Source organism: Persephonella sp., from assembly GCF_027023985.1.
In the GTDB taxonomy this organism is placed as follows: domain Bacteria; phylum Aquificota; class Aquificia; order Aquificales; family Hydrogenothermaceae; genus Persephonella_A.
In genome coordinates, this window is record NZ_JALVTW010000003.1 from 35436 (window position 1) to 57509 (window position 22074).

26 protein-coding genes and 1 pseudogene are annotated in these 22074 nt (G+C 33.0%); 8 read left to right on the forward strand and 19 right to left on the reverse strand.

From position 1 onward, the window contains the following. Position 1: 1 nt before the first annotated feature. The 16 genes from rpmF to MVE07_RS00445 form a co-directional block, all read right to left on the reverse strand. On the reverse strand, positions 2-184 hold the full coding sequence (rpmF, locus tag MVE07_RS00370; protein WP_029520675.1) for a 50S ribosomal protein L32: 183 nt from the start codon (positions 182-184) through the stop codon (positions 2-4). 114 nt (positions 185-298) lie between these two features. Beyond that, positions 299-793: a TlpA disulfide reductase family protein gene (locus MVE07_RS00375; protein WP_297452664.1), complete on the reverse strand. Its 495-nt coding sequence runs from the start codon at positions 791-793 to the stop codon at positions 299-301. Further along, on the reverse strand, positions 790-1167 hold the full coding sequence (locus MVE07_RS00380; protein ID WP_297452666.1) for a hypothetical protein: 378 nt from the start codon (positions 1165-1167) through the stop codon (positions 790-792). Before MVE07_RS00380 ends, MVE07_RS00375 begins: the two co-directional genes overlap by 4 nt. After that, positions 1168-1428 (reverse strand): replication initiation protein, encoded by a 261-nt coding sequence (locus MVE07_RS00385; RefSeq protein WP_297452668.1) that lies wholly within the window; start codon positions 1426-1428, stop codon positions 1168-1170. It abuts the gene before it with no gap. Between the two features lie 3 nt (positions 1429-1431). After that, positions 1432-1725: a cupin domain-containing protein gene (locus MVE07_RS00390; RefSeq protein WP_297452670.1), complete on the reverse strand. Its 294-nt coding sequence runs from the start codon at positions 1723-1725 to the stop codon at positions 1432-1434. Beyond that, positions 1722-2168 (reverse strand): hypothetical protein, encoded by a 447-nt coding sequence (locus MVE07_RS00395; RefSeq protein ID WP_297452672.1) that lies wholly within the window; start codon positions 2166-2168, stop codon positions 1722-1724. Before MVE07_RS00395 ends, MVE07_RS00390 begins: the two co-directional genes overlap by 4 nt. A 9-nt stretch (positions 2169-2177) precedes the next feature. Next, positions 2178-2780, reverse strand: a complete 603-nt coding sequence (locus MVE07_RS00400; protein ID WP_297452674.1) for an outer membrane lipoprotein carrier protein LolA — start codon at positions 2778-2780, stop codon at positions 2178-2180. 22 nt (positions 2781-2802) lie between these two features. Then, entirely contained in the window at positions 2803-3942 is a 1140-nt protein-coding gene (locus MVE07_RS00405) for a hypothetical protein (protein WP_297452676.1), read from the reverse strand. Positions 3943-3974: 32 nt separating this feature from the next. Then, the gene (trxA, locus tag MVE07_RS00410) at positions 3975-4793 is read right to left on the reverse strand and encodes a thioredoxin (RefSeq protein ID WP_297452679.1); all 819 of its coding nucleotides are present in this window, start codon (positions 4791-4793) and stop codon (positions 3975-3977) included. Between the two features lie 81 nt (positions 4794-4874). Then, a complete protein-coding gene (locus MVE07_RS00415) occupies positions 4875-5825 on the reverse strand; it encodes a TIGR00269 family protein (RefSeq protein WP_297452680.1) in 951 nt (316 codons plus the stop codon). Positions 5826-5899: 74 nt separating this feature from the next. After that, positions 5900-6853, reverse strand: a complete 954-nt coding sequence (locus MVE07_RS00420) for a hypothetical protein (protein WP_297452682.1) — start codon at positions 6851-6853, stop codon at positions 5900-5902. 85 nt (positions 6854-6938) lie between these two features. Next, positions 6939-7142, reverse strand: coding sequence for a MoaD/ThiS family protein (locus tag MVE07_RS00425; RefSeq protein WP_297452684.1), 204 nt, complete (start codon positions 7140-7142; stop codon positions 6939-6941). Between the two features lie 11 nt (positions 7143-7153). After that, positions 7154-7564 carry an NUDIX hydrolase gene (locus MVE07_RS00430; RefSeq protein WP_297452685.1) on the reverse strand — a complete coding sequence of 137 codons (411 nt, stop codon included), beginning with the start codon at positions 7562-7564 and terminating at the stop codon, positions 7154-7156. Continuing rightward, the gene (locus MVE07_RS00435; RefSeq protein WP_297452687.1) at positions 7565-7861 is read right to left on the reverse strand and encodes an STAS domain-containing protein; all 297 of its coding nucleotides are present in this window, start codon (positions 7859-7861) and stop codon (positions 7565-7567) included. After that, positions 7861-9306, reverse strand: a complete 1446-nt coding sequence (locus tag MVE07_RS00440) for a GNAT family N-acetyltransferase (protein WP_297452689.1) — start codon at positions 9304-9306, stop codon at positions 7861-7863. The genes MVE07_RS00435 and MVE07_RS00440 overlap by 1 nt, the downstream gene beginning before the upstream one ends. Before the next feature lie 9 nt (positions 9307-9315). Next, complete coding sequence (locus MVE07_RS00445) at positions 9316-10305, reverse strand: NAD(P)-dependent oxidoreductase (protein WP_297452691.1); 990 nt, start codon at positions 10303-10305, stop codon at positions 9316-9318. A 93-nt stretch (positions 10306-10398) separates the two neighbouring features. Here MVE07_RS00445 and MVE07_RS00450 point away from each other — a divergent pair, with 93 nt between their 5' ends. Further along, a complete protein-coding gene (locus MVE07_RS00450) occupies positions 10399-11211 on the forward strand; it encodes a mechanosensitive ion channel domain-containing protein (protein WP_297452693.1) in 813 nt (270 codons plus the stop codon). A 33-nt stretch (positions 11212-11244) separates the two neighbouring features. Here the strand turns inward: MVE07_RS00450 and MVE07_RS00455 are convergent, their stop codons facing one another. From MVE07_RS00455 to MVE07_RS00465, 3 genes and pseudogenes are all read right to left on the reverse strand, one after another. Continuing rightward, a complete protein-coding gene (locus tag MVE07_RS00455) occupies positions 11245-12300 on the reverse strand; it encodes a linear amide C-N hydrolase (protein WP_297452695.1) in 1056 nt (351 codons plus the stop codon). 11 nt (positions 12301-12311) lie between these two features. Further along, positions 12312-13877, reverse strand: coding sequence for a glycosyltransferase family 39 protein (locus tag MVE07_RS00460; RefSeq protein WP_297452697.1), 1566 nt, complete (start codon positions 13875-13877; stop codon positions 12312-12314). A 38-nt stretch (positions 13878-13915) separates the two neighbouring features. Beyond that, positions 13916-17062 (reverse strand): annotated as a pseudogene (locus MVE07_RS00465) (EAL domain-containing protein). 116 nt (positions 17063-17178) lie between these two features. On the opposite strand from MVE07_RS00465, the gene cbiM reads away from it, so the two are divergent. The 7 genes from cbiM (at position 17179) to MVE07_RS00500 (ending at position 21865) form a co-directional block, all read left to right on the forward strand. Beyond that, positions 17179-17847: a cobalt transporter CbiM gene (gene cbiM, locus MVE07_RS00470; protein ID WP_297452699.1), complete on the forward strand. Its 669-nt coding sequence runs from the start codon at positions 17179-17181 to the stop codon at positions 17845-17847. Continuing rightward, positions 17840-18136, forward strand: coding sequence for a PDGLE domain-containing protein (locus MVE07_RS00475; protein ID WP_297452701.1), 297 nt, complete (start codon positions 17840-17842; stop codon positions 18134-18136). Before cbiM ends, MVE07_RS00475 begins: the two co-directional genes overlap by 8 nt. Further along, a complete protein-coding gene (locus MVE07_RS00480) occupies positions 18126-18677 on the forward strand; it encodes a hypothetical protein (protein WP_297452703.1) in 552 nt (183 codons plus the stop codon). The genes MVE07_RS00475 and MVE07_RS00480 overlap by 11 nt, the downstream gene beginning before the upstream one ends. A gap of 2 nt (positions 18678-18679) precedes the next feature. Next, entirely contained in the window at positions 18680-19450 is a 771-nt protein-coding gene (locus MVE07_RS00485) for an energy-coupling factor ABC transporter ATP-binding protein (RefSeq protein WP_297452705.1), read from the forward strand. Positions 19451-19498: 48 nt separating this feature from the next. Further along, positions 19499-20260: a hydrogenase nickel incorporation protein HypB gene (gene hypB, locus MVE07_RS00490; RefSeq protein ID WP_297452707.1), complete on the forward strand. Its 762-nt coding sequence runs from the start codon at positions 19499-19501 to the stop codon at positions 20258-20260. 80 nt (positions 20261-20340) lie between these two features. Further along, positions 20341-20943, forward strand: a complete 603-nt coding sequence (locus MVE07_RS00495) for a TetR/AcrR family transcriptional regulator (protein ID WP_297452709.1) — start codon at positions 20341-20343, stop codon at positions 20941-20943. After that, positions 20936-21865, forward strand: a complete 930-nt coding sequence (locus MVE07_RS00500) for a Ni/Fe hydrogenase (RefSeq protein WP_297452711.1) — start codon at positions 20936-20938, stop codon at positions 21863-21865. The genes MVE07_RS00495 and MVE07_RS00500 overlap by 8 nt, the downstream gene beginning before the upstream one ends. Positions 21866-22074: the final 209 nt, after the last annotated feature.

A 22074-nucleotide genomic window follows, 5' to 3' on the forward strand; every position in this document is an offset into this window, starting at 1 on the left:
GTTATACTACCTCGATTACCTCTTTGTCTTTGTAATATCCACAGTGTGGACATACTCTGTGTGGTGCCTTTGGCTGTCCACATTCAGGACAAAGAGAAAGTCCCGGTATATTTACTTTTTTAAGCCAGTGTGCCTTTCTCATTGCAGTTTTAGCTTTTGATTTTTTTCTCTTAGGTGCTGCCATATTTTAACCTCCTTAAAACTCGAAATACGAAACTGATATTATACCAGAAAAATCAAGTATTTAAAAGATAGCCATATTATGCAAGATTTACATAAATCTACGATTTACAAAAAACTAACTTTTCTTTTTTAAAGACTCTGCTTTTTGTATGGCTTGGTCTAAAAATTTTCTCAGATTTTCCTCTGTTACTGCACCAAATATAACAAGGAGTTTTTTACCCTCAGGTGTTATTATATAAGTAGTTGGCGTTCCCCTAACTGGGAATCTTATAAAATTGCGTTTATCCCCGGGGTAAATAGGAAAGTTAGGGTCTGTCAAATCGCCTTTGTTACTGTCTATAACGATACCTATAAACTGAAATTTATTTTTGTATTTAGGTTCGCTTAAAACTTTTTTAATTACCGGCATCTCTTTCATACAAGATGTGCAGGAATACGCAAGAAAGTTTACAAATATAAGCTTATCTTTAGGAAGTGGAATAGGCTTTCCATCAGCAGATAATAAGATACTTTTAAATACTTTTTTGTTATCTACCTTTTCCTTTTGACAGGAAAAGGACAAAAATATTATTAAAAACATTAAAAAAGCTGAAAATACTTTCTTCATCATACCTTTTCCTGAACCCTTAGGACTTTTCCAAATAGTTCCAGAGTTTCAACAATCTCTTTAGGAACTCTGGTTGTTCTTTCATCTTTGCCATCTCTTAAAACAACTTTTCCTTCTTCTTCTCCAAGGTATTTAAACAATCCCCATTGTCCTTTTTCTCTAAATAACACTATATCTTCTTTTGAAGGCTTTAGTGGTGGAATTTTTCCTATTAAAACCCAGAGATTCCTTATTTTTACCCAAAAAACATTTTCTTTAAAATTTTCTATCTCCTCAACAAGCATAAGAGGAGTTTCCACATCCTCAAGTTTGTCCATTGTGTTTTCATCTATCAGCTCATAAGCCTTCAGGAAAACTGTTGGAATTTTCCTTTCCATTTATCCTTCTCTGGTTTGTGCTTTCCTAAGAGGTATTAGGGCATTTCTGGTCTGTTCTTTAAGGATGTTTATTGATTGAGCTGTCATAAAAAATGCATGCTCAAGATTTATCAAAGCTGCTTCTAAGTCTTTATCTTTTGTATTAAATCTAAGCTCTCTGAACTCTCTATGTAATTCATCAAGATTTGTTCCCAGTTCATAAGCCAGTGTAAAAGCTTTCATCACAAGTTCATCCATCTTTTGTCTTTCTTCTTTTGTCATTTTTTACCTCCTTTTTTTGCTTCCGCATACATAACAGACACCTGTTTCTGTCTTTGCCCAGTGTCTTGTTCCTGCCGGTAAGTCCAGTCTATCTCCTTCATTTAAGACTATTTCTCCGTCTTCTGTTCCCATTACAACGGAACCTTTATAAACCCATCTAACCTCTTGATAAGGATGGGTATGCCAGTCATAAAAAGAACCGGCACCATCACACCACGTAAAAATATTGGTATATCCTTCTTTTTCAAGTTGTTGTTTAATAATCTCCGGGTCTGTGATACCTGTTTTTTGTATCATTTTTTCCCGATTAAGCTCCATGTTTCATGGTCTATATTGTGAAGAATATACTCTGGGGCTTCTATTTCTATTACATATTTGCCATCTATTACCACAGGCTCTCCTTTCTCATCTGTTCTAAATTTAAGCTCTGCCGCCTTGTGTCCCTGTTTGTAAAACTCCATTCTTGTACCATAGTCTTTAATCTCAGTTATTCCGTGCATATTCATCTGGCGGACTATTACATCATCAATAAATCTTTTGTCTGATATGGAAAAAATTCTCTGGCTTGGGCGTTCGTGGAACTGTTTGTCATTCAGCCAGACCAGAAAGGCAAATATTAGTATGGATAGGTCAATAATTCCAAGCGAAACGGCGTATTTTTTCTCTAAAACAAAAAAGGAAATTACAGTTAAAACTGTAAAAGCTGCAATAAATCCTAAAATAATTTTTCCCATATTCATTTTAAAACCTCAATACTCCATCCATTCGGTATCTTTAGGTATTTTAATATAAAGGTTCAGGAGTTTTCTACCATATCTAAAATCATAAAAATCAATAACAATTTTGTTGCCTTCTTTGTCCCATACGGTCATCTTTTTTATGGTTAAGTCATCTGATAATAGCATTGTGAATTTTTTAATATCTTTTTGGTCTTTAGGAGATAAAATCAGCAGTATATATGTGCCTTTTTTCTCATTTTTTTCCAGTTTAAAAAGGGATTTGAGACTTTCTCCTGAGGCTATTGTTTTGAATATCTTAAGCATTATAAACTGGTCAGAAAGTTTCGTTCTTACTGCTTGTTTTTCTTCTGGGGAATAAACGATTAATTCATTGCCTTTAAGATAATATATCTGTTTAACAGGCTTGAAATACTCAAGCTTTACTGTGTCCGGTTTTGTTATAAATAACTTCCCTTCATATTCATCAGGCTGGTCTAATCCTTCCATAAATGTTTGCTGCTTGAACTGTGCTGTTATTGAACTTATCTGTGATAGCTTTTTCTCTAATTTGTCTAAAATATCAGCATAAGAAAAAGAAAAAACAAGGAGAAAAAGAAAAATATATTTTTTCATAAACTCCTCCAATAATTTAGCTCTATAAGATTGTTCCTAAATTATACAAATCATTATTAGTCAAAGAACCCTTTCCTACATACGTTAGAAATCTATCAATAACTACTACATCAATTCCATTAATATTAACATCATATATTGTAAAGTTTTTATAAGGCTGTTTTTTTATAGTATTAGTATTTAATGAAAATATTTGACAATTTTTACAACAGCAATTATTTATTTGCTGATTTACTATCAAATCAACAAAAACTTTCCCATTTAGTATTACTTTTCTTAAATTAAATTTGCTTTTTATACAGCTGATTTGGTTTAAAATTTCGTAAAATCTTTTATTCAAATAACATATACCGTGTGGTGTAGTTTTAAATGTTGAAGTGCTATGTGAACGGTATGGAATGAGGTCTACATTTATTAAATAACTATCATAAAAATTATAAATTTGTCTTTGTTTATGGATCCCTTTTCCAGAAAAATAAGTTTGTGGTAATCTATGTAAACCTGCGAATAAATTTATTAGCCTTGTATAGTATTTTGAAGTTAAACCGTTTATAAAGAAAATCTCATAAAAATTAATATAAAAGTTTAACCAGTCCTGATAATTGTAAATTCCAGTTAAATAATATGAAATGTTCATTATTAGATCTTCTATTAATGGATTTGGATATTGTGCACCTGGATTTAGACTAATTAAAACATATTTATCATTGTTTCTTTCCTTATCACAAACATTACCAGTAAAGTATGTGGGAGATGTATTCATAAAGGCGGTGCTAAAGGTGGTTTTTAAATTGTTTAACTTACTATCATAATTTGTGTTATTAAACAAATAATCTTTAAAATCATTATCTATCTCAGTAAATAAATTACTGCTTATGCAGCAATTGTTTTTTGGCAAACTTACCAGAATTATTATTATAAATATACATCTTTTTCTTAGTTTTTTAATCCACTCAATAAACCAAAATGGTATTTTGAAGCTATCCCTTTTTAAAAATTTAATAATTATAATTTTCCCAAGATTGAGTTTTTTCTCTATTAATTCCTTTAGTTTTTTAAAAAATTTTTCATCTAATTTTTCACTCGTTTTAGTGTAATCCAGTACTTCTACATTACTTTTTTCTAAAATTTGTTTTATACTTTTTGAATATTTGAACGACATTAATACCTCCCCCATATAAAAATGTGTTTATTTTAATACAGCCACATGGCCAGTTTCTTTCTGTATTCCTTGGTTAAAGGGTTTCCTTCCCCAAGGATATTAAATATTGCTACCATTGCTTTTCTGCCTGCCTCATCTTTGTATTTTTTGTCCAGCTGGACAACTTTCAGGAATTTTTCAAGTGCATCTTTGTATTGCTCCTGCAGTGCAAGACAGGCTCCTTCCTTAAGAAGTTTATCAAGCTCATTTTCAGGCTGCAGTTCCTCACACCATTTTTTGAATGTGATTAATTCTTTTAATGCCTGTGCTTTTGTAAAGTATTCCTTATGATATTCCTTAATAGAGTTTAACAGCTCTTCTGCTCTGTCTAATCTACCCTCTTTTATGTAAAACTGGGCAGCTTCAAGGGCTATTTTTTTGTTTTCAGGATATTCTCTAAGGAGTTTTTCGTAAATATCCTCTGCTTTTGTTAGATTTCCTGCCATAAATTCCATTTTTGCTTCATCAAGTAGTTTATCTGCTTCGGATTTTATGTATTTAGATAAAACTTCCCTCAGTTTTGGCTCCGGTAAAGCCCCGACAAATCTATCAACCTCTTTTCCATTTATAAATATACGAACATCAGGTATTCCACTAACCCCAAACTCCTGTGCTATGTGTGGATTTTCATCTGTGTTTATTTTTGCCAGAACAAAACCATATTCACCTGCAAGCTTTTCCAGTAGAGGCTTTAGAACTCTACATGGACCGCACCATGGAGCCCAAAAATCTATAACAACAGGCCTTTCATAGGATTTCTCTACAACTACTTCCTCAAAGTTATCATCACTTACATCATATATTAAAGCCATCTTAACCTCCTTTTATGTTTATTACTATATATTTATAATATGAATTTTTAGTGATATTTTCAAATAAAATCTTAGCCTATATCACTCAGATTTTGCTGCTGTTTTAACTTTCTCTTTTAGTTTACATACGCTACATATTTCCGAGAACGAAGGTTCTCCGCATATTTTACATCTTTGGAGTTCCTGTTTTTGCTTTTCTTCATGTTCCTTTAATATCGGATACATTTTTTTTAGGAAATTTGTATAAAACTGGAGTTTTGTTCCTGGATGTTTTTCTTCAAGCTGGGAAAACAGTTCCTTATATTCTATAGATGAGGCTCCTTCTGAGAATGGACATTCGTATTCTATATACTCAATATTGTTGAAAAATGCATAAAGTGCCGCTTCTTTCTCTGTTATTTTGCACAGGGGTTTTACTTTTCTAATAAATCCGTTTTCTTCTCTTAAAACAGGATACTGTCTTTTGAGGTAATCAATATCCCAGTGGAGTGTATTTCCAAATAGGACAGCCACTTCATCATCAAGGTTGTGTCCTGTGGCTATTATGTTGTATCCAAGTTCTTTTGCATATTTGTTCATGTAATACCTTTTTACCGTGCCACAGGCTGAACAGGCAGGCCTATTGGTAATCTGGTCTATTTGTGGAATTGGGGCTATTTCTTCTTTAAGTGAAACTATATGTAAAGGTCTTTCTATCTTTTCTGCAAACTGGAGTGCAAGTCTTTTACTATCCTGTGAATACTCATCAATCCCAAGGTCTATATAAAATCCATCTGCTTCATATCCAAGTTTTACCAGTGCATTCCACAAAGCAAGGCTGTCTTTTCCGCCTGAAACAGCAATTAGTATTCTGTCTTTAGGAGAAAACATACGAAACTCTTTTATAGTTTTTGCCACTCTTTTTTCAAACCACTCTATAAAATGCTTTTTGCATAAAGCAAGCCTGTGGTGTGGCAGGAAAACCACAGCCTTTTCTTTTTCTCCTTTTGCCTTACAAACTGTGCATCTACTTCCTTTTTTAAGTTTTGCCATTTTATCTCCTGAAGGATTTTAATACCGGATAATAATTATATTCTTACACAGGAATTTTCAAATATTATGATTTTTTATACTTTAAAATCAATTTTTGAGATAAAACCTATATCAAGGTTTTCTTTTAGGTAGATACCTGATTGGGAGAGTTGACTATTTTTGAAAGGAAAATAAGTTTGAGTATTACCCAGATATATTGCTCCTATATCTAAATCCTTAAGGGAATAAATTCTGTCTTGAGATGGAGTTTTCATCCATACACCTAATTTGTTAAAAATCCTATCATTTTCATCTATCCAGTTGTTTTTATCCTCATCGTAATCGGATAACTCACCAAAGCCATCACCGGTTTTTGTGCCAAATAGTTCACCGCCGTTATCAATCTTTCCATTTTCATTTTTATCAAAAACAAGGAAACCTTTTCCTTCTTTTAGAAGGGGGATTTTCTCATTTTTTCCGTCGCTATCTATATCAAACTCAAATCTGCCATCAGAAAGTAAAGCAGATATATCCCCATCCAGAACAATAACAAGAGGGTCTATTAAAGCGAGGCTTCCTGCTTTTAGGTTGAGATGTTCCAGTTGAAGCTGTGATTTATCTATCTCAAAGGATAAGTCAAATTTTATCTGTCTACCGTCTTTGGTTTTAACATATCCGGAAGCTATAAATTTCACGTAATTCTCTTTATAACTAACTTTTTTGTAATCAAGCTCAACTGCAGATTGGAGAATATCTAGAGGCTTAGTTTCTAAAAAGTTTTTCATCTTAGAGATAGACACATTTTTTATTTTTTTACCTGTGATTTTTTCTATCAATAGTTTTATTAGCTCTGCCATAAGTTCTTCAGGGGTTTTATCTCCTTGAGATAAATTTATATGTGTAATATCCATCTTAAATTTTGTGATTAATAGACCTTTTTGCTGATTATTATTTTGTGTAGTGATAAACCTTAGAGATAGTTTTTCATAAGAAAAATTTATATTTTTACTCTGTGCAGAAAGATTAATATCATAACTATCAATTTTCATAGGAAAATCCCCATGATTAATAGATGTTTTTATTATCGTTAAGAAAGTAAAGTTTTTTAATTAAGTTGTTGATATATTTGAACTTTTATCCGCCGGATATGGCATTGACCACTTTTATTTCATCTTCAGGGGTTATGATTTCATCCTCGCTTGCAAGTTCTCCGTTTTTTGCAACAAATGCATGTTCAGGGGATAACCCCAGTGCTCTGAGAATATCTATAGCTTTAACAGGTTCTTTATCAAATTCCAGTATTTGTTCTTTACCTCTGTATTTTACCTTTATTTTCATTTAATCCTCCATTATCTAAGTAAATAATCCCTCAGGATTTTTGCATGGTCAAAAACTAGTTTGTCAAAAGGAATTTCTTCCAGTTTAAAAACTTTTACCTCTTTGGCATCACTGCTGGCTTTTGGCTGGCCGTAAGCTTTACATACAAAGGTGATTGATATTGTGTGAAATCTTGGGTCTCTGTTAGGTTCAGAATAAACACCAAGCAACCTGACAATCTCCACATCCAGACTGGTTTCTTCTTTCATTTCCCTGACCAAAGCCTGCTCAACAGTTTCCCCTACATCAACAAAACCACCGGGAATGGCAAGTCCCAAAGGAGGATTTTTTCTCTCAATAAGCACTATTCCTTTAAAATTATCATTTTCATCAAAAAGCTGAATTATCCCATCTACAGCAACATAAGGTGTCTGTATAGCCATCTATCTACTTTCCCTCACAATTGAGATATTTTTAAACTCATCTTTAAGTTCAAGTATATCCAGTATTTTATCAAGTATTTCAGGTGGATTAACAAGTGTGATATCAATTCCTTCCTTTAATAGCATATACATAAGTTTAACTGCTTCGCTATCTACAAGCTTAGAACCGGTAAGGTCTATAACAAGGCTATCAATATTTTCCATATTTACAAGACTTTCCATTCTCTTGACCACAGGATAGTTAAAATCCTCTTCCAACCTTATAATAAGCTGATTTCCTTTTTTTGTGTATTCCATTACATCACCTTTTTATATTCAGAAAATATCCTTCTCTTAATTTTTTTGGCCATATCGGAGAACACATTTATATACCTGAAATCCAGATTTTCCATTATTTTTTGCATACGAAGGTAATCCTTTTCCTTGTGGAAAAGGGGCATTAATCCTGAAAATATAAAACCTGCTTCCTGAAGAGGTTTAACCGCTTTCTTTGCGTAAGGATGGTCAAGAGGAAGGTCTATGTATATGCCTTTAATACCTTTTTCAACAAGAGCTTTTTCCTTTTCTCTAACTCTAAACAGAAAATCCTGTCCGTATTCATCAACAATAATAACTGCATTTTGCAGCTTATAGTTTATATTCAGTCTTAGTTTAGACTTTTCCGGAATATTAATTTTCTGCTTTACAGGGAGATTTTCAACTTCTATTCCCAGATTTTGATAAATCTGCTTTAGTATCTTGCTGTATTCAACAGGTAGATATAACTGAACCTTTTTCCTCTCAACAAGTGGTAGAAAATCAATAACTACAGAAATTCGTTGCTTTGCCTGTTTAAACCCTTTGTATTCTGCATAAGGAAAAAATCCAAGAACCAGTGCCGTAGATTTAAAACCATACTTAGCATTTACTTTCTGGCTTATTGTATGCACTGTCACCGCTTCTCCAAACAGGCCTAAAAGCCCCTTACTTTTTGCCATATCAATAAGGGCTTTCATCATCATTTTCATTATTCCCTTTCCCCTGTGTTTTGGGGAAACAACAACCTCGCCGACCTCTCCAATATTTGAGTCTGTAGAACGGATTACCGCAAAATATCCAACAGCTTCTCCTTTATCTGTCCTGACAATAACACCAAATTTTTTGCCTTCTCTAAGGGCTTTTACAATTCTGTCCGGGTAATACATATCTTCTTTTGGATATGTGTATCCATAGGAACGATAGATTAGTCTGGCAATATCTTCGGCATCATTTTCTGTAACAGGGGCTATCTGATAGCTTACAGCTTTTTCCGGTTCTTTCTGGAGAACTTCCTGAGTAAGTAACTGGGTTATATGCTTGTGTTTTATGTTTTTGACTATTCGGAATTCTTTTCCTGCTCTGCCTTTATAGATATAAACAAAATGGTCAACAAGGGATTTTATCAGCTTAAATCCGGCACCTTCAAAGTTGTTTTCTTTTTTTACCTTTTCAACAGAATATTTGTGTCTTTCAGGGTCAAATGGTTCTCCAAGCTCCTGCAGAATAATCTCAAGGTCAGATAAACTGCTTTTAAAAAACATATTAAATGTGGCTTCTTCTTCAAAGGCAAATAAAACAACATCTGTGATTAGTTCATCTACTGCCGTTGCCAGCTCAACGGCTTCAGGCTTTTCAAGACCTGAATTTAAAGCCCAGCTATATGTAAAATCAACAACAGGCTGGATTATTTCCACCCTGTTAGGCAGTTCCATTTTAATATCCATTTTGCCCTCCTAAACAACCCTGAATCTTCCCACATCTTTCTTTTCAATGAAATTTTTTATAGCCTCTATTGTGCAATTTCTAATATTGTTCAATGCGGTTTCTGTATAATAAGCAATATGTGGCGTAATTATCACATTTTCCAGACTATTTAACTTCAGGATTTTTAGGTCTTTATAATCCCCCTTTCCTTCCTGATATTTTTCAAGTATTAATACATCTTCCCCTTCAAAAACGTCCAGTCCCGCTGCAGAGATTTTTCCTTCCATTATTGCCTGATAAAGATGGTCTGTGTTTACTACTTTTCCTCTGGAGGTGTTTATTAAAATCACTCCATCTTTCATTTTGTTTATTGTTTCAGAATTTATTAAATAATGGGTCTGGGGCGTATATGGAACGTGCAATGAGATTATATCGCTGTTTTTAAACAGCTCTTCAAGGGAAACATATCTAACTCCTAACTCTTTAAGCTGGGGATTTTCTTTTATGTCATAAGCATAAACATCTTTGAAAAAGGCCAGTGCTATCTTTGCAACCTCTGTTCCGATTCTTCCTGTTCCTATAATTCCTATACTTTTTTCAAATAAATCTTCTCCCAAAATCTGGCTTTCCTGCCTGTAATTAATTTTTTGGGTTCTGTTGTTTATTTTTTTAAGCTTTCTTGTTAATGCAAGAATAAGTGCAAATGTATGTTCTGCTATAGATTTTGGAGAGTAAGCCGGAAGATGTGCAACCTGAATATTATTCTCCTTACAATACTCAAGGTCTATATGGTCAACCCCTGCAGAACGGGTAATGATTAGTTTGAGATTTTTCAGCTTTGACAAAAGATTTCTGTCAAGCTTATCAAAAACAAAAACAGAAAGGATATCTGTATCTTCTATTTGTTTAATATCTATTTTGTCAATTGTTTCAGAAAAAATTAAAGGATTGAAGTTTTTCAATTGTGATTCAAAAAAATCTTTTTCCTCAGGTTTTACGCTGGTAAATACTATTCTCATTTTCCCCTCCGAAAAACTTTCTTTTTATTAATTTAGGACTTTGGCCGAATATTTACAAAGGAAATAAAACTATAATTAGAGGGAGGTAAAAGTATGGTTTCAGATGTATGGGGAGTTATTCAGACCTATCTTGCTGCTTATGGTCTAAAGGTTATAGCAGCAATCCTCATTTTTATCATTGGTAGAATGGTGGCCGGATGGCTAACATCTCTGGTAAGAAAGCTGATGGACAGGGCAAAATGGGATGTAACTTTATCAAAATTCTTAGGCGATATCACCTATGTAATTCTGCTTATTATTGTTATTATCCTGTCTCTAAGTGCCCTTGGTGTTGACACCTCAACATTTGTTGCTATTCTTGGTGCTGCAACATTAGCTATTGGTTTTGCCCTTAAAGACCAACTTTCAAACTTTGGTGCAGGTTTTCTTCTCTTGTTATTCAGACCATTTGAGGTAGGACATTTTATTGAGGCAGGCGGGACTTCCGGTGTAGTTGAGGAAATAGGAATGTTTACAACAAAGCTTAAAACAGGGGATAACAGGCAGGTTTATGTAGCTAACTCTAATGTAATAGGTGGAAATATCATTAACTATTCTGCTAAAGATACACGAAGAATTGACCTTACAATAGGCGTTAGCTATGAAGATGACCTGCAAAAAGTGAAAGAGGAATTATGGAATATTCTTAATAGCGATGAAAGAATTCTCAAAGACCCTGCTCCTACGGTAGCTGTTGCAGAACTCGCAGATAGCAGCGTTAATTTTGTTGTTAGACCATGGGTTAAATCAGGTGATTACTGGCCTGTTTATTTTGACCTGCTTGAAAGAATTAAAACCAGATTTGATGAAGTTGGTATCTCAATACCATATCCACAGATGGATGTTCATCTGAAGAAAGAAGATTAACAGAAGGCCGCCCTTGAGGGCGGCTTTTTTATTTTAAGGTTCTTGTGCGTATTCTATAGGTTTAGCAGATTTAAAGTATTTATTAATTTCCCCCATATACTCAGGATGCTTTTCCACATTTACCATCTCAACCTTGGCACCTTTTGAAAAATCCAATTTTTTCATATCAACCCATACCAGATTTGGTGATATTGTAGACTCATAAAAATATCTTAGATTTGTCTGGTCTGCTATTGTTCTCCACAGGGTTGTTGATATATTTGGTTTTTCAGGGTCTGGTCTACCGAATGGTGAAGATACATTTCTCATAATTGACATTAAAGATGCAACAGCTTCTCTATAATCTTTAGGCTCAGGTAGATGTTTGTTATAAAAGCTTGCTCTTACAAATCTATCCGGAGATTTCCTTGTTCCCGGAAGAAAGTTATGACCTCCTATCTCCTCCCAGTAAGCTGTTAAAGCAAGTTGTTTTTCAAATACTGGTGAATTGGTCATAACCTGATATTTAGGGGAATGATGAATTACAAACTTGCCCTTTAAAACCTCTATAATTGCCGAATCTCCTGTAGCATCAGAAACAGATATATGCATTGTTGGAAGATGCTCACTATTTGGTATTGGAACAGGCATAAGTTGAACTTTCCCCTTATTCAGAAAATCCACAGCCTCTTTAACGGTTGCAAAATTATCCAGTAAAAACTGAACAAAAACTGAAGTAGTTATGCCTTTTTTAGAAGGGTCTCTTTTTCCGTATTCTGTTTCAGATAGATAAAGCATATTAGCGACAAGTCCCTTTTCATTAATACCATCAACAGCGGCACTTTGACCTGCAGCAGTCTGGACAATAACAACACTACCGTATTTTGATATCCAGTGGAGAGGATTTTCTTTTGTAAGTCCACTTCTTTCCAATCCCCGTGGAAATTTCCATATAGTTGTCGGATATCTCAGATACCAGTCCATACTACGACCTGTCATTGTAAGACCATCTTTAAAAACATGTAAAACTCTCGTGCATGCCTGACTATCGGTAAATAAAAGTAAAAATAAAGTAGGTAAGAACATTAGGAAAAAGCGTTTGATAAACATAAAATCCCTCCCTATTTTTTATTTGATATCAAGGCTGATACCTTATTCTCGAATAAATCTTTTACAATTTTTAGAATAAAAGCATTTTTAATTCCTGAAAACTCCTTTAGATATCTTTTTCTTGTAAGTATATAAACCTTTTCAGGTCTATTTAAAAATGGAGAAATCTCATTTTTATTCAGGGGCTTTATATGTTTCCTCAGATAAAAAACAAATGCCGGATTAAAGTTTTTGTAATATCTCACAGGTTTTTGTTTATCTATCAGGGGTAGCATCTGCATTACAGGATTTCTTTTATCAACCGGTGGAAAAGCTTTGTAAAAAAATATAAAACTCATGAATATTGAGAATACAGACAGGGACAACACGGATAAAATAAAATTCCTTTTTAAAGCAAAGATAAATGCAAAAATACCGCCGGCAGTTAATATAAGGAACCAGAACGACAGATAAGCAAGGTCTCTTATTGCAGGTTCATTTTTTATTCCCAAATAAAGACCTATAACAATAGCTATGCTTAGGAAAATGTATACTGAGATACTGGCCAGTATTGATTTTAGCTTTGATAGATAAATCTGAGTAAGATAATAGCCTAAAATTATTGCAAGGGGCGGATATGCAGGAACAGTATAGTTAGGCAGTTTTGTTTTGGAAATGGCAAAAAATCCCACATATACCCCTGCAAAAATTAAAGAAAATAATAAAATATCTTTACTTTTATCTTCCCAGACCTTCTTTAAAGCCTGAATAATAAAAACAGAAAAAGGTAGCAGTCCAATAAAAACAAATAAAAATGTGACTAAAAATATTCCTCCGTGCCCTTCCATCGGGGCAGAAAATCTATGAATGTTATGTTTAAAGATAAAATCGTAAACCCATTTCCCATCGGTTTTTATATAAACGGCAATATACCACGGTAAAGATAATGCAAGAGTTATAAAAAGTCCGGTTATAGGCCTTAAAAATTTTATTGAGTTTAAGCTTAAATTTCTGGTTAAAAACAGATAAAGCAGGACTATTGCAGAAGGCAAAACAACTGCAACCGGTCCCTTCGTTAAAACCCCTAATCCCATAAAAAGATAAAACAGGTATATAAAAACTACCTTTTTTCCTTTAAATCCTACAAAAAATGAAAAAAGGGCTGCATTTATCCAGAAGATTAGATACGGGTCAGGAACGGCCATATGGAATTGAACAGCAGTATGCAAAGATGATACCAGCACAACAAAAGCCATAAACGCCACTTTTTCTCCTAGATATCTTCCGGCAAATAAAAATGTGATTAAAACTGTCAAAGCCCCAAAAACAGCAGAGAAAAATCTTGCTGAAAACTCATTAATACCGAACAATTTATAGGCAAGCATCATAAAGTAATAATGAACCGGTGGCTTATCTGTTCTGAGCTCATAATTAAAGGTCGGAACAATTAAATCTCCCCTTTCCAGCATTTCTCTGGCACATTCAGAGTTTTTAGCTTCATCAAGGGAGTATATAGAAAGACCGCCTATATTTGCAGAAAAAATAAAAAAAGCAGTTATAAAGACAAATATATACAGAAAAATATCCTTTTTATTCAAAAAGGGATTACCTCAGGAATTTTTTTTAATTTATTTTATCAGCTTTTCAGGATTTGATTTAGATAGTTATTGAAACTTTCTTCATCAATTGGTTTCTGGAAATAATAACCTTGTAAATAATCACAAGAAAACTCCTGAAGTAGTTTAACCTGCTCTTTCTTTTCAACTCCTTCAGCAAGGGTTTTCATACCAAGCCTGTGTGCCAGCTGGATTATTGTTTCCACAATAGCCTGTTCACTTTTGCCTTTCAACATATCCCTGATAAATGATATATCAATCTTAAGCATATCAATCTGAAGGTCTTTCAAGTAAGAAAAAGATGAATACCCTGTTCCAAAATCATCTATAGCTATTGAAAGTCCCAGCTTTTTAAGATTTTGAATATTATGCTGTGCCAACTTTATATCCCTTAAAAGTTCCCTTTCTGTAACCTCAAGGATTATTTTTTGTCTTATCTTCTGGGGTATATTCTAAAATTTTTTGTAAAAATACTCATCTAAAAAGCTTCTACCTGATATGTTTATTGATACTTTTATACCCCACTGCTTTATTTTTTCTATAGCATTTTTTATTAAAATATCTTCAAATTCTGTAATAAATTCACTTTTTTCAAGGAAATCAATAAAAGAATCCGGATAATATATTTTTTCTCCATCTTTTATTCTTACAAGGGATTCTGCCCCTACAAGCTTAAATCCTTCCCGGGTAAAATAGGGCTGATAGTGGAATACAAACAAATTGTCTTTTATTGCCCTTTTTACAAGATTTTCTATAAAAATTGATTTTCTGGCCAGTTTTTCCATCTGAGGATTATAAAACTTAATTACATTTTTACCCTCTTTCTTTGCAGATGTAAGGGCTATAAAGGCTTTTTTATAAAGGGTTTGAAAACTTCTTCCATCAACTGGATATATTGATATACCTATATTGAAGGAAACCTCAATTTCCAGACTATTTATTTTCACGGGGCTGGAGAATATCTCGTATATTCTTTCCAGAATAATTTTTATATCCTCTTTTTTCTTAAGACCATGGATAAACAAACCAAACTCATCACCGCCTATACGTGCTTTTATATCTTCCTTTTTAAAGTTTGTTTCCAGTTGTTTTGCAAGGAATTGTAACAGCTTATCTCCTGTGTCTTCCCCGTAAACATTGTTTATATAGGACATGTTATAAATATCAATTATGATTAGAACTCCCAAATTTCTGGTGTTTTTCAATTTCTCAGATATGTTAAATGAAAATCCATAGGCATTTAAAAGCTGGGTAAGTGGGTCGTAAAATTTGTATTTTTCAATTTCCGAGGATAAATAAACCTCTTTTGTTATATCCCTTCCTGTTGCAACAAAAAATATTTCTTTGTTTTTAAGTTTTATAGGATGAATTAAAAGGTCTAAATAAAATAGCTTTCCATCTTTTGTTCTATTTACAAAAACTGCCTCAAAATCTTTACCTGCTTTAATAGATTTCCACAATTTTTTATAAAAGTTTTTTGTCTGGTATTCGGATTTAAATATCCTTGGAGTGTTTCCTATGATTTCCTCTTTTTTATATCCTGAAATTCTTGATACTGTTTGATTAGCATATATTATTCTCCCTTCTGAGTCTGTTATCATAAACCATTCTTTTGATTTTTCTATGGCATTGGTGATTATCTGAAGATTTTTAATATTCTCAATTTTGTCTAACGCAAAGCTTAGGTCATTTTTGATTTCATTTAATATAGATTTTACATCTTTGTTTATAAATCCCTTTTCAGAAGAACCTCCTGTTAAAAATCCATAAAGTTTGTTTTTCTTAAAAATTGGAATTACAAAAAATGAGTTATATCCGTAAGATTTTATTTTGTTTTTTATAGGAGAATTCAAACCGGATTTATCTATATCTGATACTATCAGCGTTGGGTATTTTGTATCCCTATACCATCTATAAAGCATTAATTCAGCAAATTTTGCTTCCTCTTGTGATGTATTTCTCCCGTAAGCCATTTTGATATTATTATTTTCCAGTTTGAAAAATCCCGCCTTTTCAAATTCAACAATATCTATAAGGTTATCTACTGCCTTTTTAAATATTTTGTTTTCATCAAATTCTTTGATAATCAGCTGGTTTATTTCTCTTATAAATCTGTAAAACTCTTCTATTCTTTTTCTTTTGGTTATATCTACCCCTAAGACAACACCTACATATTTTCCTTCGTAGAATATAGTTTTGGAGAATCCCAGCAAATATTTTGTTTTTCCGGCTTTGGTTTTTATCTTTAACTGTGTATATTCCCTTTTGAAAAATTCACCTTTTATCCTGCGATTTGCAATTTCTTTAATCAAAGGTTTATCCTTTTCATCTGCGATAATATCCTCTGGCTTGAGTTTCCGAAGTTCTTCCAGAGAATAACCTGAAAATTTCAGGAATGCCTTATTGGCAAACAAATAAGTTTTGTGATAGATAAGGATAAATATATGGGGAAATTCCATTATGGATTTTAAAACGGCTTTTTCTTCTTCAATCTTTTTCAGGATGTCCGTTATGTTGTATATGAAATCAAAACTTTTCAGAGTTTCAGGGGGGATTTTTTTCAGTGAGTTTTGTTGAATAAATTTTTCCAGCTGTTTTTTATATTTTTTGTAAAAATCTTTTTTTACTAAAAATGAATGGTGAAAAATCGTTTGAATTCTTTTAATAACAGCTATCTGGTTTTTTATGTCTTCAGGTAGCTGGTCGTAATAATCTTTGTAAATAAACCCTATATCTATCTGATTGTCAATTAAACTTTTAATTATTTCTGTGTAAGAACATATAGGAATAATATCCACATACTCAAATCTGGAATGTATTTCTAAAAGTCCCAGATACATGTATTTATAGGGATTTATTCCTGTTCTGGGATTTCTGGGTAGTTTTTTCCCTTTTCTTTTTATTATGTAAATTACATCCTGCTGATGACCAAATTTTGCAAGGGGTATAAACCCTTTTTTACTCAGTTCAAGTGATACGTCAGGGGATGCATAATAGATATCTACTTCTATATTTTTAGACTCAAGGAGTTTTTCCTCTTCAGAATGATTTTTGAATAGAATAAGTTCTACCTTTTGGGAAAAAATATCCTCCAATGATTTAGCAATACTTTCCCATCTATCTAAACCCTGTCTTGTGTCATGCGGACATATAGCAAATCTAATCATAAGTTAACCTCTAATATCTAATTATCGGTCAAGAAATTTATTTTTAAATCCTAAGTTGACAAATGAATTTTCATTCATTATCTTGGATAAAAGAATAGCAATATTGGAGATGCAGAATGCATATTCCGGACGGTTATTTATCACCTGTGACATATATACCTTCTTATGCTGTAGCTGTGCCTCTTATGGCCTATGGTATAAAAAAACTAAAAGAAAAACTTAATGACCAGACATTTCCATTGATATCCTCTTTAACTGCTATGTCTTTTTTGATAATGATGATAAACATTCCCATCCCCGGGGGAACAAGTGGACATGCCATTGGAACAGCTGCTATTTCCATTCTGATTGACCCGTGGATAGCTTTTATATCTATTAGCCTTGTTTTACTGATACAGGCGCTTATTTTTGGAGATGGTGGAATAACAGCATGGGCTGTTAATTCTCTTGCTATGGGTTTTGTTGCATCATTTGTAGCTTATTACACATATAAAGGATTATCTAAATTTAATGAAAATATAGCCCTGTTTATTTCCGGCTGGCTTTCCATAGTGGCAGCTTCTTTTATTATTGCTGTATTTTTAGGTGTTCAACCTGTTATTGCCCATACCTCTGATGGAAAACCGTTATTCTTTCCGTTTGGCCTTGAAATAACAATTCCAGCTCTTGTTGGTTCCCATATGCTTTATTTTGGTATTGTTGAGGGGATATATACGCTTATTGTTATAAAGTTTATTGAGAAGATTAAAAATCCATTTTTAAAAGGAAGGGTAAAAAATGCATAAAAAACTCCTTCTGCCTGTGTTTTTACTGCTTGTTGCCGTTCCCTTAGGGCTGCTTACAGATAAACCTGCATGGGGAGAATGGGAGCAGGATTTTTATAAACAGGTTATTGGTTTTATTCCTTCAGGAATAAAACATGGAAATTTAATAAAAGCTGTAATCCCTGATTACTCCTTAAATGGTATTCCTGAAGTTGTATCTTATTACATATCTGCTATTATTGGAATTGCTGTTATATTTTTATTTTTCCACACTCTAAAACTTTTTATCAGGTCAAAAGGTGAAGGATAAACTATTTTTTGTCCTGTATTTGCTTGGCATAATCGCTCTTACTTCTGTTCATAATCTATGGTTCTTTGTTGTTTTTCTCAGCTTTTTATTTGTTTTTTCAGGAAAAGATATTTTTTCTATACTAAAGAAAACAGCCTTTTCTATAATCCTGTTTAACAGTATAGTTAGCATAAGCTATATCATTTATTCTGTTTTGAAAAATCAGGAATGGTTTGAGTATATAATTCTTCTTAATTTGAGGGTTTTTACCATTACATTTATGACATTTCTTTTCATACAAAAGATAAATATATTCAAAGCTTTATCATTTTCTAAAACACTGCAGTTTTTAGTTGTTCTATCTTATAGCCAGATTTTGATCTATAAAAAATCCTTTAATGAATTTAAACTGGCACTAAAAAGCCGAATTATACAGAAACCTGAAAGAAAGGATATGTATAATTTTATCTCAAGGGTATCTTATTTCTTTTTGAATAAGTCTATAAATAACTCAAAAGAAATTTCACAAGCAATGAAATCAAGGGGATTTTTTATAGATTGAGTATGATAAAAATAGAAAATCTTTTTTTTAAATATGAAAATAAAGAAATTTTAAAGGATATATCTTTTTCTGTTAAGAAGGGAGAAAAAATTGTTCTCCTTGGTATAAATGGAAGCGGAAAATCAACACTTTTAAAAATATTAAACGGTCTAATTTTTGCTCAGAAAGGAATATATGTTTATAAAAACACACAAATAACTCCTAAACAGCTTAAGGACAAAAATTTTGCAAAACAATTTAGAAAAGAAGTTGTTCTCCTTTTCCAAAATCCTGATAGTATGTTGTTTAACTCTACTGTTTATGATGAAATTGCCTTCGGTCTCCGTCAGCTTGGAATGGATAACATAGACGAAAGGGTTAAATACTGGGCAAATAAACTTGGAGTTTATAGATATTTAGACAGACCGCCTTTTGACCTTTCTGGTGGAGAAAAACAAAAAGTATGCCTTGCCTCACTTCTTGCTTTGGAACCTGAATTGCTTTTACTTGATGAACCTACTGCAAATCTTGATCCAAGAAGTATAGGCTGGCTTGTTGATTTTCTGTATGAGCTTGATATTACTGTTATTACTACTACCCATAATTTAAGCTTATCTTTAGAACTCGGGGATAGGGGGCTTGTCCTGTCTGAAAATCATCAGCTTATATATGATGGAAATCTTGAGGGATTTGTCAAAGATATAGAAAAGCTAAAAGAGGCTAATCTGATACATACCCATAAACACAGACACGGCAAAGTTATCCATACCCATTACCATCTCCATGACTTTTGATTTCAAGTGTATTATATTAATGAATATCCATTCATTAGGAGGATTAAAATGTGTAAAGACTGCGGTTGTTCTATAACAGATACACATCATCATCACGACCATGAACACCATCATCACCATCATCATGGGAACCCAACCCTTGAGGATAAAAAAACTGTTGAAGTAATAACAAAAATCCTTGATGCCAATGACAAACAGGCAGAAAGCAACAGAAAACATTTTGACCAACACGGAATTTTTGCGATAAATCTTATGAGTTCACCGGGAGCCGGTAAAACAACACTTTTAGAAAAAACAATAGAACTTTTAAATAATGAGCTAAAAATCGGTGTTATAGAAGGAGATTTAGAAACCAATAGAGATGCAGAGAGAATAAAGGCAAAAGGTGTTCCTGCATACCAAATCACAACAGGGCAGGCCTGCCATCTTGACGCCTTTATGGTTCATGAAGGAATACACCATTTGCCCCTTGAAGAGCTTGATATTGTATTTGTTGAAAATGTAGGAAATCTGGTTTGTCCTGCCTCCTATGACATAGGAACTCATCTTAATGTTGTTCTTCTTTCTGTTCCTGAAGGAGACGATAAACCTGCGAAATATCCTGTGATGTTTAGAAGTGCTGATCTTATGCTTATAACAAAAACAGACCTTCTTCCTTACTTTGACTTCGATGTCAAAAAAGCCATTGAAGAGGCCAGAGCCTTAAATCCTAAGATGGACGTTATACAGATTTCCACCAAAACAGGAGAAGGCTTGGATAAATGGATTAATTACATAAAGCTGAAATCTTCTCTAAGAAGCATAGTATAGTCCTTTGAAACCTCTGCTTTGATATTTTGACCTAATATTCTTATACTTATATTCATATAAAACAAAGCAGGGGTTATACATTGTCAAAGGTAAAAAGAGTTTCTAAAGAAGAAAGAAAACAAGAAATAGTAAAAACAGCCTGTAAACTTTTTGCAGAAAAGGGATATTACAATACAACCATTCCAGACATAGCAGAAGCTATGGGAATGAGCGTTGGGAATTTATATAACTATTTCAGTTCAAAAGAAGAACTGGCTAAATACATAATGAAATACTCCTCTAAACTTCTGGGAGATGAGATAAAAAAAATAAATGAGGAAAATATAACCACAAAAGAAAAAATTTATAAGATTGTAAGGAGATTTTTTGAGATAGCACAGCAGCAGCCTGAATTAATTGAGTATTTCCTCAGGGTTTTCTTATCAAACAGAGAAGTTTTTGATGAAGGTTGTGAAGGATTTTTATGCGTAAATGAAGTGGTAACAGAACTTATGCTGTTTTTAGAAGAAGGAGCAAGAAAAGGGGATTTAAGACAGCAAGATTTCTTCCCCGCATTTGTTACAATGATGGGGCCCCTTGGTGGAATGGTTTTTCTGCAAGGAGAAAATGTTTTACCTAAATCCCCTATAGAATATTCAGATGAACTTGCAGAGAATATATGGCGTGCATTGAAAAATGACTAAAAAAACACTGCTATGGCTTCAAGGATTATCATGTAATGGAAATTCCCAGTCTCTATTAAATGCAGAAAATCCATCCTCTTATGAAATTTTTTCAAAAATAGACCTGATATTCCATCCAGAAATCAGCTATAAAGAAGATATCCTGCAAGTTCTAAACAAAGTTTTATCAGGCAAGAAAAAAGTAAATTTTCTGATAATAGAAGGCAGTATAACAACAGATAAGCGTTTTCACAGAATAGGGGAACTTTCAATAGGTGAGATTGTTTTAGAACTAAAAGATAAAGTTGATTACATTATTGCAGCCGGAAACTGTGCATCTTTTGGCAACATTCCTGCTACTTTTCCTGAAAATCCTGATGTAAAAGGACTACAATTTACATTCAAAGAAAAAAAAGGTTTTCTTCCCTCTGATTTTAAAACGAAATCTGGCTATCCCGTAATAAATATTCCCGGATGTCCTATGCACCCTGCATGGTTTATGCAAACCCTCATTGCACTTCTTGAAGGAAGAGAAGTTATCTTAGACAGCTTTAATAGACCAAAAGAGCTTTTTATGTATCTTTCCCATAATGGATGCACAAGAAATGAATATTTTGAATGGAAAACAGAGGCAGAAGAGTTTGGACATAAAGAAGGCTGTCTTTTTTATAATCTTGGTTGTAGAGGACCAATGACCCATGCACCGTGTAATAAAATTTTATGGAATAGGATATCTTCTAAAACCAGAGCAGGAATGCCTTGTATTGGTTGCACAGAATTTGATTTTTCATTAAGGGAAAACTTCTTTGAAACAAAGAAAAATATGGGAATTCCTGAAGAAGTCCCTTTAGGAGTTTCAAAAAGAGCATACATAACAATAACTGGCGTAGCAAAAACTCTAAAAAACGAAAGAGTCTCTAAAAAGTTAGAGGAGACAGATTAAATAAAATGACGTATATTATATGAAAGAAATATACGTAAAGAGGTACCAATTTTGCATACCAAATTAACTTTAAGAATAGAAACAGATTTAATAGAAAATGTAAAAGAGCTTTCCCAGAAAAAAGGAAAGTCCATATCTAAGATTGTGGAAAATTATTTTAAACTAATCTTAAAAGATAAAGAAAAAAATGAAGAATTAACTCCAACAGT